Source organism: Microbulbifer aestuariivivens (assembly GCF_039545115.1).
GTDB classification, from domain to species: Bacteria; Pseudomonadota; Gammaproteobacteria; order Pseudomonadales; family Cellvibrionaceae; genus Microbulbifer; species Microbulbifer aestuariivivens.
In genome coordinates, this window is record NZ_BAABRT010000004.1 from 1 (window position 1) to 12,181 (window position 12,181).

Consider the following 12,181-nt stretch of genomic DNA (forward strand, 5'->3'; position numbering starts at 1 on the left):
TGGGTGTGGGTGTGGGTGTGGGTGTGGGTGTGGGTGTGGGTGTGGGTGTGGGTGTGGGTGTGGGTATGGCAGCTGGGAGCTGATTCGATTTTAGAAAATAATGGGGTACTCATTTAATCCAAAAATCTGGAGAACACAGCGACGGCGCAGCCAGGCTGAACTTCGCTAACTGGCCGCAACACAAGCGCTATGCAAGCGTTGTGGAGGCATTCAATAAATCCACCCCCTTAGCTTCCACCCCGGCTCTCCGCCCATCGCCGGTTACTCCTTGCGCCTACAAGATCGCATCGGGCTGCTTGAACTGCAGCCAGAGGATTACTAGTTCCGGCGGAAAGCTTTAAGATGACAAAATGTTACTCTGACCCCAATTCTGTAAGGAAGATAAAGATGTCAAAATCTTACTCTGACCCCAATTATTCTCAATTAGTGGGTGGCCATTTTTCCGCAAAAAACCAAACTAGCCCTTCGATTAGCGGAGAACTGGAAACTTAGTAAATATTTCAGCAACAAGAGGTGCTACTGTAGTACGTCCGGATCATTTAGTAGTGGATCATGCATTTCTGTAATAAGTTCGTTCTGGTTATTCGGGCACTCACTATTTTTCGGATATCCCTTTTTCCATGTGAGCCCATCTTGCAAAAGCCAGCCTTCAATCATAGATTCTTCGGTATCAACTGGCTGATAAACTCCGCCAACCAACTCGTAATGCATAAACTTTTGACGAATCAGTCTAAACCCATGAACTTGGTCACTTTTTATTCTTGATTCGTAAAGTTTTTTCCATAAAAGAATATCTTGCTTTCCATCTTTATCCCAATCGCCCTGATAAATTTTTCCGTATGCCCTAATCCCCGCTTTCATTTGACCAGGACGGTCAGATTCGACGCCAGTACGCAACCAATATTGATACTCCATTCCCGGAAAGTCGGATGTAAGATAAGCAGGAACTTCAGATGCAGAAACTGTATTTGTATAATTTAACTTACTAGAGAAAATAATCTTGTTTAGAGCCAAAGAAAAAATTGACCAATCCACTGAATATTCACTCGGTAGGGCAATTACCAAATCACCATATCCACTCTCCGTGATATCCCCATATCGCAATGGCGCGCGTAATATACATCCCATGAGATCATTGGCCTCGCTCAAGACCTCTGACCACTCCATCCCATATAAGTAAGTATCCTTAACTTCTGGCTCAATATATTCACTATCCCATCTAGACAAAGACGTTATAGATAGCAATTCTCTTGCACCACCCTTAATATTCCACTTCCCAATTTTGGCATTCGAGTAAAGCGCAAAGTAGATCCCTTCATCCTTAGAGCCTACATATGCAGCCAAACTATCATCTGGCCTAATAAATTTGTAAACTTTCACATCATGACCTGGAATGAACCAACCCATCTCAGGATCCGGAGCCTTTCCGACGTCAAGATTCGAAATATCTTCAGCTGAAGATATAAGTGAAAGAAGCGCTAACCCTGACAAAAATAGCTTAGATAGCTTCTTCATAGCCCCTCCTCAAGGACACGCAATTAGATTATTAGAAGGCTGACCAAGGGCCTGGCCGGCGGCAGCTTCTAAAGCCACAGTACTACGTACTGCCGAATAATTCCTACCGGTCATCCATTCCCCTTCACCATATTTAAAACACCATGCTGTTCCAGCATGTGGATTTGGAATCGGGCTTCCGTTCTGCCCCAAAACCGGGTTTCCATTTGAATCGAGCACGATTTGAGGATAAACGCCCCCCCACCAAATATACGCCCGCTCAGGAATTCCGTATAATAATTAGGGTCAGAGCAAAATTAAGACGCCCTATTTATCGCAGTATAAAACCACTCTCTGACCACAAATAAAAAAGCACTTTTGAGATCCAACTCTTGATACCCATTAAAGGCTATCAAGAGAGCATAATACGTCATCATTTGACTGCAACACCAATTATTACAAAGTGCGACAGGCAGGTTAATAAGTGCCCTTCAATGGCAGTACAATAAATCACCTACGGCAGAGTTAAATAGTATCATGCCGCCGGATCTTTTCAGCTTATTCTAAATCCAGATCACCCTTACACAGGGTACATGTATGGCAACAGGTGATAGATGAAAATAGCAAAATGTTGCTCTGACCCCAATTATTCAATAAATCCGACCCCTTAGCTTCCACCCCGACCCTCCGCCCATCGCCAGTTACTCCTTGCGCCTGCAAGATCGCATCGGACTGCTTGAACTGCAGCCAGAGGATTACCAGCTTCCGCAGAAAAGCTTTAAGATGACAAAATGTTACTCTGACCCAAATTTTAAATGCGGGCTCCACCCTACATTTTCCTGATATTGCCAGCCTCCCTAGCGATATCCCTTTGCACCCTTCAGATTTTGAATAACCCAATACAACAAAACGCGATAAGCGAATCCCTGAGTACACTCGGACCGCCTTTACAGCCCGATCACTCACCAGCCCCCAATGCGCGATAGTTCCGCTCTCGAAATGTGCGGAAAACGCGCCCTGATAGCAAGCGGACAGATTTAGGTTGAGCTGGCGGGGCAGGAGTTCGCACGGACGCAGGATAAGATCATGAGCCGCTAAGATAAGATGTGCTGTCTTGCTGAGGAATTGCGCCAGCGAGACAGCTTAGGAGAAGGAATTACCGATTCCCTATTCACTGCCGGAAACCAGGCCTCCTAAGCGCGAGCCACACGGCTACTGGGCAGCGGGTATATTTGCGGACCCTAAGCTTTTGGGAGCTTGCCGGCTTAACTACAGGCGACACAGGCAAAGCTTAAAAACAAACTAAAAATGGGCTGCAGATTAAACAGCATCCCATTCCCATCAAACCATACTCTTTTAAGGGTATCGGCATGGGTATGGGTATGGGTATGGGTATGGCAGCTGGGAGCTGATTCGATTTTAGAAAATAATGGGGTACTCATTTAATCCAAAAATCTGGAGAACACAGCGACGGCGCAGCCAGGCTGAACTTCGCTGACTGGCCGCAACACAAGCGCTATGCAAGCGTTGTGGAGGCATTCAATAAATCCGCCCCCTTAGCTTCCACCCCGGCTCTCCGCCCATCGCCGGTTACTCCTTGCGCCTGCAAGATCGCAGTAAGCTGCTTGCACTGCAGCCAGAGGATTACCAGCTTCCGCAGAAAAACTTTAAGATGACAAAATATTACTCTGACCCCAATTTTGTACCAGCCATACAAAATAATGCCGCGCAAGAATAGAACAGAAGCAGATCCATTTATGTTAAGTGCAGCAACCCATTTACGGAAATGGGGAATCCAACTGCTCCAGTAATAGGGCCTGAAAATTTTTTATTGCTTGATTTTAAACAGCATCAAGCTGCATAACCTCACCTGCCTGAGTAGATTTAACTCAAGGCATTCCACGCCATAATCTTACTCTGACCCCAATTATTCAATTATTCCAGCTACTATTAAAACTATTTTACCATCCAACGATTAATAATTTTTGTAACAAGAAATCCAAAATAAAAAAATGCCACCCCTGACAAGATAATATTTGGCACAGTTTTCGCGATAAACCCCTTTTCCATCAGGATGAGCGGCAATGGGACCGCAAAAGCCATAAATAACAAAAAAAATACTACGACATACATGCTGACCTCAGAAGGAAATATTCGAGAAATTAAAAACAAAATCGCTCTAAGTAGCAGCATGTATGCTAGCGGTATTAAAAAATCCATTCCAGCTTCCAACATTTTTAAGCTTCAACAACGGAAAAAATGCCCGTACCGCTTGAGAACAACTCAGCTGTCAGCAACAGATTTCCTGTCTGTTTAATGGCCGGTTCATTGTAGCCCGGGACACCTTTATACCAAGCAGCATTGTACGGTGTTCCGTATTGGCTTACTTTAGGTATACTTCGAGCGAGCCCGTAAACAGATGCCCCCAAATCTAATCCAAAATTAATTAGAGTCCCAGATTTCTTGCTTCCAGTGACATCAACTGAAACTTGCTGAGAAACACTGTCGGCTCCTCTAATTCCGGCCTGCAAATTATCTACGCCCTTCGCGACAATTAACGCACCAACCCCACAACCCCAACCAAATGTGCCAGGGCAAATCGAAACGCCAAGCATTACCTGTCCTGCACCACCAAGAGATTGGCCGGTACGAAGAAGGACATTAAGACCTTCTTCCTCAATGAACCCTAAGACGCTTGGACCCTTTTGTGCAAGAGGATATTCAACTAATAAACCTCAACCCAGCGATCTAGTTTTTCCCTAGCAAATGATTCTATTTCTCTGCTAAACATAATATTTTCGAATGAATAGGAAAGCTCTGTGAGCAACCCACCCTCCACGAGGAATTTGCTACTACAAGTTACGTTCTTAAATGGCTCCAAATTACTCCCAAAGCACCTGGCCACAATAAAGTCTCTCACATTTCCCGGCATCTCTTTGGTGCTTTCAGGAAATTCAGATAACACCAAAAAATCTCCCCGATAACCTTTGCTTCCAAATAGCAAAAACAGACCATCCTGAGATATAACCTCTCGGTTTTCATATCCATTGATCGCATACCAAGCATCAGCATACCTATTGCTACTAAGCAATTTTTCTTTGGACTCCCCATATACATCGAATATAGAGACTCTTACCACCTGCTCAATACCATTAACATCTGCAACGTATCCATCTATACCCATAGCGATGTCAGTTGGCTTTATTGCTAAAGTAAAACTTCCGCTATCGTCATCAAGCCCAATCCAGGATTTAAAGAGACCAACAAGAGAGAGGTCAATTACATAGTCTGCCGGCACTTCGACTCTTGCACCTTGAAAGGTGTACTTCACTGTCCTCTCTGAAGCGAACAGCAGACAAGGGATAATAAAAACAATTACTAATAAATACCTCATTCCGTATCGCACCCCGCGCACCAGTCATAAACTTGCCTCCAGAAATCGACCTCCAAAAGTGTTCCAGTAAGAGGCGCTCCTCCAAAGGTTGCAGCAGGCAAGCCAATACTTCTTAATACATCAAAGTGGTAATCTGCAACTTGTCTAGCATTCAGCAATCCAGGTACTCCTTGCGTATCCTCTGCCACTTTTGATGCGTGCGCATTCATGAGGCGCACCCTTACATCCTGCATGTCTACATCTACGAAGTTTATTGCTGCTGTTGCTTGAAGCATCCAGTTTGCCGATGCCATCATACATGTATCAAAACCGGCACATTCATTCCTTACTACCACCAGAGCACGGAGGGCATATGCATCACCTAGCTCCGCCATGGCCATATAGTAGCCTTCAACATTACGTGCTTCTCTCAGCGCTTTGATGGCAGGAGTTTCACTGATACCCTTTTGTGCAGCTGCCGAACTGTCATCTGAAACTGATGCCTCAATCACCTGCGCGAGACTCAATGCATCTTCATCATTGGTAGAAGCCAGCGTATAGGCCGATTCGTCATCCCAACGCTGCCCGATTTATATACTGAGAGGTTTCACCACTAACCCGGGGATTATAACCACGCTCAGCATACTCAAGAATAAATGCCAAATACTCCCCGGAAGCCTGGAAGGCCCCCGGCACAGTTCCTTCGGGTGCGGACGCACCTGACAAGCCTTCCAGTGGCGCCCACTCGGCCTGATTCTGCTGGCCGCCATAGGCATTTCCGCCATAAACAGTTGGGTTGCCATTGTTGTCCATCCCGACACCACAGCTGTCTGGGCATAGCTTCTCATTGAAAAACTTTTTCCAATCCTTGCGGAAGTCCCCCCAGCTGTAATAGCCGGTTGGGTCGGTAAGCGTCAGCGGGTTGCCCTTTACATAGCTGTAGCGGTTATAGCCCTGCGTATCCTGCACGCCGTCGATCATGGGGTCGGCCTGCAGGAAGCGGCCCAGCTCGGAATAATTAGGGTCAGTGCAAAATTAAGACGCCCTATTTATCGCAGTATAAAACCACTCTCTGACCACAAATAAAAAAGCACTTTTGAGATCCAACTCTTGATACCCGTTAAAGGCTATCAAGAGAGCATAATACGTCATCATTTGACTGCAACACCAATTATCACAAAGTGCGACAGGCAGGTTAATAAGTGCCCTTCAATGGCACTACAATAAATCACCTACAGCAGAGTTAAATAGTATCACGCCGCCGGATCTTTTCAGCTTATTCTAAATCCAGATCACCCTTACACAGGGTACATGTATGGCAACAGGTGATAGATGAAAATAGCAAAATGTTGCTCTGACCCCAATTATTCAATAAATCCGACCCCTTAGCTTCCACCCCGACCCTCTGCCCATCGCCAGTTACTTCTTGCGCCTGCAAGATCACAGTAAGCTGCTTGAACTGCAGCTAGAGGATTACCAGCTTCCGCAGAAAAAATTTAAGATGCAAAATGTTACTCTGACCCTAATTTTGCTGACCCCAATTATTCCCTATTATTTGCTCCGCCCCCAGTTATTCATCTCTAATGAAGCAAGGCGCACTCCCTTGAACATCAATCTTCTCAACATTCACTAGAGAATACTGCCCCTTATACATTTCAAAAGTTGCCCTAACATTTACGTATTTATCATTGCAATTAATGGTCATCTCTCCACTGTGCGTCCTATCTATAACCCTTATTGAAGAGGCTACATCACCAAAAACTGCATGTATTTCATCAAGAAAAATTTCGGATCCAATTCCCATTGTGAAGTAGCCAAAGACTTGGATCCTATGACCTTCAAACCTACCGGGATCAGCCAGCAGCTCCACAAAAGAAACTCGCAACAATTCTTCCTTATATGTGCAAGAGATAATCATCAAAAAAACAAACAATACAAGTTTTTTCATAAAATAACCAAAATATACAAATAAAAATTAGTCAAACTTATATGCTATAGGGCTTCCAGATCCGGTAAAAATCCATTTTTCTACTGCTTTGTCTGCTCGGACTATGACTGGAGCTCCTATATCTCTGGAAACTGTATTCCAACGGGATGTGCGGCCTGCTATTGATTCATCATCGTAGAAGGGGGGGGGTAAAGATACCACTATTGCCGCAGCATCCGTTATTAACCTCTCACTACGACCAAGGGTAAATACAAATATACCATGCCAATTTTCATATCCTGTTGGCACCAATCCGTCAGGATAATCAGGCTCAATGGGAAAATTCTTATATTTTCTAATAATCAAACCTAATGTCGAATTCTCCTTGTGCCACTCTTTGTCATACCGACAGCACTACCAACATATGAAAGAGCCAAATCAAGGCGGAGCTTGAATTTCTTATCAGTAAATATTTCGGGTAAATTATTTTGCTCTGCAGGGTCTTGCCCCCCACTTGAAGTCACTCCACCAGTCACCTGCGCGAGACTCAATGCATCTTCATCATTGGTAGAAGCCAGCGTATAGGCCGATTCGTCATCCCAACGCTGCCCGAAAAACTCTTTTATATACTGAGAGGTTTCACCACTAACCCGGGGATTATAACCACGCTCAGCATACTCAAGAATAAATGCCAAATACACCCCGGAAGTCTGGAAGGCCCCCGGCACAGCTCCTTCGGGTGCGGACGCACCTGACAAGCCTTCCAGTGGCGCCCACTCGGCCTGATTCTGCTGACCGCCATAGGCATTTCCGCCATAGGGTTTGATCTCGCCATTAGTGTTTACCTCTACCCCACAGCCATTCGGAATAATTGGGGTCAGTGTAAAATTAAGGCTCCTCGTTTATCGCACCATACAACTACTCTGTGGCCCAAAGGCACTAGTATCCACCAATTCTTGATGCCCATTTAAGGTTTACCAAAGAAAATAATACGTCATAACTTTAATTATTTACCGCTAGAATCACTGTTCCTGATAGTGCCTTACGGGGTCAATAGGCAGGCGGTGCACGCTTCACCCCCACCTCGTTGCTCTCGAGCCTCCCTGAGACAGGCACCGGAAAAGGGCCAATGGCCAGTATCTCCTTTCCTGCTACCCTGTACGTCACACGCCAGTATTCCGGTCCTTCTGATTTGACGAGCAGGTACAGGCTCCCTCCATCGCTGAAGCGATGGCTTTTTTCCCGAGAGGCGGCATCTTAATTTCTGCGCAATTCAGCGCTATAGGCCAGTTCCGTGCTGATTTGGGGGCTATTCCAGTGTAGGGAGCCGATCTAGGTGGCCGTCGCGCCTAGAGTACCGTCAAATGGCGCAGATGCCACCGGTTGGCGACAGGTGAGAATGGATATTCCAGAAACACGAAAGCCCCGCATTGCGGGGCTTTCGGAAGGATACCGGGTCAAGCCGGCTTTCAATGTGGTGCCCAGGGCGGGACTTGAACCCGCACAGCCATAGGCCACTACCCCCTCAAGATAGCGTGTCTACCAATTCCACCACCTGGGCATAAACTGTTTTACTGCTGATCAGCGCCCCCGGCTTCAGGCTCTTCAGCCTGGGGAATCTCATCAGTTGACGTCTCTTCCTCAGCGGGAAGCTCGTCCAAAACCGGTACATCACTATCGATCACCGGTACATCTGCAGCCGGAGCCGGCTGCTCTACCGCGGCGGGAACCTGCGGCAGATCTTCATCAATGCCAGCGCCTGCATCCTGCTTGGCCAGTACGGCCAGACCAAGGCTGGTGACGAAAAATACTGTGGCCATAATGGCGGTCAGGCGGGAGAAGAAATTACCACTGCCCTGGCTGCCAAAAACTGTCTGTGAGGCACCGGCGCCAAAGGATGCACCGGCCTCTGCGCCTTTACCTTGCTGAAGCAAAATCAAGCCGATAATGCTAAGGGCGGTAAGGACGTGAAAAACTAAAACCAACTTTTCCATTTTCAGGAAACTCACTATCTGGGCCTTGGCCCGTTTTCAGTATTCTGTCAGCCGCGGATTCGCGAAGCAATCTATTCCGTTCATTCTACCGGGCTGCTCTGCCGACGCTATGTCATCAGGCTGCGCGGCAGATCTCGGCAAACTCCCGGGCATCGAGGGAGGCTCCGCCCACCAGTGCTCCGTCTATATCCGGCTGCTCAAAGAGTGAAGCCGCATTGGCGGACTTCACGCTACCACCGTACAGAATCTGTACCTGTGGTCCCGCAGCGCCAAGACGCGCGCGGATAAACTCATGTACTTTTTGCGCCTGCTCCGGCGTTGCCGTCTTGCCAGTTCCAATCGCCCAGACCGGCTCGTAAGCGATGACTGCACCGCTCCAGCAATCACCCCCTGCCAGTGCGAACACGGCATCCAGCTGGGCGGCAATCACATCCAGCGTTTTGGATGCTTCACGCTCTTCGAGAGTCTCACCGACACACAGTACCGGCACCAGGCCAGACTCTTTGACGGCCAGAAACTTCTGCGCCACCAGCGTATTGCTCTCGGCGTAGAAGCTGCGCCGCTCTGAATGCCCGACAATCACATAATGGGCACCGCAGTCCTTGAGCATCGACACACTCACTTCACCAGTGAGAGCACCCTCTGCTTGCTGGCTGACATTTTGAGCACCCACAAAGGTCCGCTCATAGCCAGCATTTTGCAGCAAACTGGCCGCCAGTGGCAGATAGGGAAACGGCGGAAAAATCGCCACGTCGCCACTCACCCCTTGCAGATCCAGGGCCTTGAAAAATGCTTCGGCAAACTCGCGGCTGCCGTTCATCTTCCAATTGGCTGCTACCAGCGTTTTACGCATGTGTGCTCCTTCAAGGGGCGCAAATCTTAGCGATATTGCCGCCAACATACAACAGAAAATCGAAAAGTTTCCGCCGCCCAATCTCGCCACATCAACAAGAGGCAGAGACCCGGCCAGGGCGGTCCTTAACTGTTGCCCACGCGCTCTACCGCACGGGCAATATCGGCAGCCAGCTGCTCCACTTCGCTGCGCTCTACGCCTTCCACCATCACGCGGATAAGAGGTTCTGTGCCGGAGGGCCGCAGCAGAACGCGACCGCGATCGCCCAGCTGCTCTTCAGCGGCGGCGACAGCGCGTCGCACCTCGTCACTCTCCAATACCCCCTGCCGATGCGACAACCGCACGTTGATCATATGTTGCGGCAGCATTTTCATACGCGCCCGCAGTGCCTCCAGCGACTCACCAAAGTCCTCGAGAGCCCGCAGCACCTGCAGGGCCGAGATTACACCGTCGCCGGTGGTAGTGGCATCCGCGCAGATAATGTGGCCCGAGGATTCCCCTCCCAGGGCCCAGCCGTTGGCCTGCATCTTTTCCAACACATAACGATCACCGACCTTGGCGCGCTCAAATGGTATCGACAGGTCCTTCAGCGCCAGTTCAAAGCCGTAATTGCTCATCTGGGTACCCACCACACCGTTGCAGCCACCGAGGAATTGCTGGCGATGCAGGGCGATAATAAAGAGCAGTTCGTCCCCATCGACCAGGTTTCCACCCCGGTCGACAAACAGCACCCGGTCGCCATCGCCGTCGAAGGCGATGCCCAGGTCGGCCCCCTGCTCTACTACCGCCTGCTGTAAGTTGGCCGGCTTGGTGGAACCGCAGTCCAGATTGATATTCTGTCCATCCGGGCTGACGCCGATGGTAATGACTTCGGCTCCCAATTCCCGGAAGACCTTGGGGGCGATGTGGTAGGTCGCACCGTTGGCACAATCCAGCACAATTTTGAGATCGTCCAGAGCGAAGCCCCAGGGCGTGGAGGCTTTACAGAACTCGATGTAACGTGCGGCAGCGTCATCGATGCGCCAGGCCTTGCCGAGACGCCCGGCGGTGCTCATAGGGTCATCCAGCGCCGCCTCAATATCCAGCTCCACCTGATCGGGAAGCTTGGCGCCACCGGCGCTGAAGAACTTGATGCCATTATCCTGAAAGGGATTATGGGAGGCGCTGATAACGATCCCGGCCTGGGCGTGAAAGGTGCGGGTGAGATAGGCGATCGCCGGGGTGGGCATGGGTCCCAGCAGGCCCACATCGACCCCGGCATTGATCAGGCCCGCTTCCAGAGCGGCCTCGAACATGTAGCCGGAGATACGGGTGTCTTTGCCAATCAGGATGCTGGGGCGCTGCCCTCCCCTGCTACCCCTGCCGGGACCGGCACCCTTGGCGCCCGAGCGCTCCGCCAGAACCTTGCCCGCGGCATAGCCGAGCCGCAACATGAAGTCCGGCGTAATGACACCCTCGCCCACTCGTCCACGGATACCATCAGTACCGAAATACTTTCTCGCCATAATCCCCTGCCCACAAACCACTTTCTTTTTTCAATGTCTTTGCAATGCCCCCCCGAGGCTGACAACAGCCAAGCCCGCGGCTATGGCTATCGCGCCGACGCCAGACGCCAGACGCCAGACAGACACGATTCAATCACCGTCAACGAGAGCCTGCAGCGCCAGCACATCCGCCGTGGCCGCCACATCATGCACCCGCAGGATGCGCGCACCACGCTGGGCTGCCAGCATCGCCAGAGCGAGACTGCCGGGTAAACGCTCACTCACCTCCCGCCCCAGCAAGCGCCCGATCATCGATTTGCGCGACAGACCGGCCAGCAGCGGAATACCCTCCGGGGCGAGCTCGAGCTGGTTGCGTAGCAGCGCCAGGTTGTGCGCATCGGTCTTGCCAAAGCCGTAACCGGGGTCATAGATCACCCGCGAGCGGTCAATACCGGCAGCTTCACAGGCCGCCAGCCTCTCCCGCAGAAACCCGGCGACTTCCGCCACCACATCCTCATAGTGAGGATTGGCCTGCATGGTGCCCGGCTGCCCCTGCATGTGCATAAGACAAACCGGCAGCCCGGTGCGCGCCGCCGCGCTGAGTGCTCCTGGCCGCTGTAAAGCGCGCACATCGTTGATCAGCCCGGCACCGACCTCGGCAGCAGCAGTCATCACCTCGGGGGAGCTGGTGTCCACAGAGATGATCACATCCAGCTCCCGCGCGATGGCCGCCACCAGTGGCACTACACGCTCAAATTCCTGCTCGGCAGTGACTGGCGCGGCACCGGGGCGGGTGGATTCGCCACCGATATCGATAATCGCCGCCCCTTCATCTACCATCTGCCGGGCGCGGGCCACTGCTTTCTCAAGGCTCAACACGCCCCCACGGTAGTACTGCCCGCCATCAGAGAAGGAGTCTGGTGTCGTATTCAGCACCCCCATAATGCGCGGGCGCGACAGGTCGAGGAGGCGATTGCCACAGGTCAGTTTCATTGGGTCTCATAACAAAAAGCGGAAGGCTGGGGAGCGGCTCATTTAGAGCCCACTTCCCAGCCT

Annotated in this window: 13 protein-coding genes, 1 tRNA gene and 1 pseudogene; 1 reads left to right on the forward strand and 14 read right to left on the reverse strand. The window is 50.3% G+C overall.

Annotated elements, in window-relative coordinates; genetic code table 11:
* Positions 1 to 516 precede the first annotated feature (516 nt).
* Positions 517 to 1,515, reverse strand: a complete 999-nt coding sequence (locus ABEA58_RS03275; protein WP_345548828.1) for a hypothetical protein — start codon at positions 1,513 to 1,515, stop codon at positions 517 to 519.
* Between the two features lie 1,525 nt (positions 1,516 to 3,040).
* On the opposite strand from ABEA58_RS03275, the gene rlmJ reads away from it, so the two are divergent.
* The gene (rlmJ, locus tag ABEA58_RS14385; RefSeq protein WP_425563512.1) at positions 3,041 to 3,232 is read left to right on the forward strand and encodes a 23S rRNA (adenine(2030)-N(6))-methyltransferase RlmJ; all 192 of its coding nucleotides are present in this window, start codon (positions 3,041 to 3,043) and stop codon (positions 3,230 to 3,232) included.
* Positions 3,233 to 3,731: 499 nt separating this feature from the next.
* Here rlmJ and ABEA58_RS03280 read toward each other — a convergent pair whose 3' ends face one another.
* The 13 genes and pseudogenes from ABEA58_RS03280 to folP all read right to left on the reverse strand — a co-directional run bounded on the left by ABEA58_RS03280 (position 3,732) and on the right by folP (position 12,118).
* Positions 3,732 to 4,109: a hypothetical protein gene (locus ABEA58_RS03280; RefSeq protein ID WP_345548830.1), complete on the reverse strand. Its 378-nt coding sequence runs from the start codon at positions 4,107 to 4,109 to the stop codon at positions 3,732 to 3,734.
* Positions 4,110 to 4,219: 110 nt separating this feature from the next.
* Positions 4,220 to 4,825: a hypothetical protein gene (locus tag ABEA58_RS03285; protein ID WP_345548831.1), complete on the reverse strand. Its 606-nt coding sequence runs from the start codon at positions 4,823 to 4,825 to the stop codon at positions 4,220 to 4,222.
* A 59-nt stretch (positions 4,826 to 4,884) separates the two neighbouring features.
* On the reverse strand, positions 4,885 to 5,394 hold the full coding sequence (locus ABEA58_RS03290) for a hypothetical protein (RefSeq protein ID WP_345548833.1): 510 nt from the start codon (positions 5,392 to 5,394) through the stop codon (positions 4,885 to 4,887).
* A gap of 43 nt (positions 5,395 to 5,437) precedes the next feature.
* Positions 5,438 to 5,875, reverse strand: a complete 438-nt coding sequence (locus ABEA58_RS03295; RefSeq protein WP_345549099.1) for an RHS repeat-associated core domain-containing protein — start codon at positions 5,873 to 5,875, stop codon at positions 5,438 to 5,440.
* A gap of 562 nt (positions 5,876 to 6,437) precedes the next feature.
* Positions 6,438 to 6,815, reverse strand: coding sequence for a hypothetical protein (locus ABEA58_RS03300; protein WP_345548834.1), 378 nt, complete (start codon positions 6,813 to 6,815; stop codon positions 6,438 to 6,440).
* 27 nt (positions 6,816 to 6,842) lie between these two features.
* Positions 6,843 to 7,160: a hypothetical protein gene (locus tag ABEA58_RS03305; RefSeq protein ID WP_345548835.1), complete on the reverse strand. Its 318-nt coding sequence runs from the start codon at positions 7,158 to 7,160 to the stop codon at positions 6,843 to 6,845.
* A 2-nt stretch (positions 7,161 to 7,162) separates the two neighbouring features.
* A complete protein-coding gene (locus ABEA58_RS03310) occupies positions 7,163 to 7,489 on the reverse strand; it encodes a hypothetical protein (protein WP_345548837.1) in 327 nt (108 codons plus the stop codon).
* A gap of 355 nt (positions 7,490 to 7,844) precedes the next feature.
* A pseudogene (locus ABEA58_RS14390) lies at positions 7,845 to 8,024 on the reverse strand (hypothetical protein); the annotation flags it as partial.
* A 245-nt stretch (positions 8,025 to 8,269) separates the two neighbouring features.
* Positions 8,270 to 8,355: transfer RNA gene (locus tag ABEA58_RS03315), tRNA-Leu, on the reverse strand.
* A 10-nt stretch (positions 8,356 to 8,365) separates the two neighbouring features.
* Positions 8,366 to 8,788: a preprotein translocase subunit SecG gene (gene secG, locus ABEA58_RS03320; protein ID WP_345549101.1), complete on the reverse strand. Its 423-nt coding sequence runs from the start codon at positions 8,786 to 8,788 to the stop codon at positions 8,366 to 8,368.
* Between the two features lie 115 nt (positions 8,789 to 8,903).
* On the reverse strand, positions 8,904 to 9,641 hold the full coding sequence (tpiA, locus tag ABEA58_RS03325) for a triose-phosphate isomerase (protein ID WP_345548839.1): 738 nt from the start codon (positions 9,639 to 9,641) through the stop codon (positions 8,904 to 8,906).
* Positions 9,642 to 9,766: 125 nt separating this feature from the next.
* Entirely contained in the window at positions 9,767 to 11,146 is a 1,380-nt protein-coding gene (glmM, locus tag ABEA58_RS03330; protein WP_345548840.1) for a phosphoglucosamine mutase, read from the reverse strand.
* Positions 11,147 to 11,275: 129 nt separating this feature from the next.
* Positions 11,276 to 12,118, reverse strand: coding sequence for a dihydropteroate synthase (gene folP, locus ABEA58_RS03335; protein ID WP_345548842.1), 843 nt, complete (start codon positions 12,116 to 12,118; stop codon positions 11,276 to 11,278).
* Positions 12,119 to 12,181 lie beyond the last annotated feature (63 nt).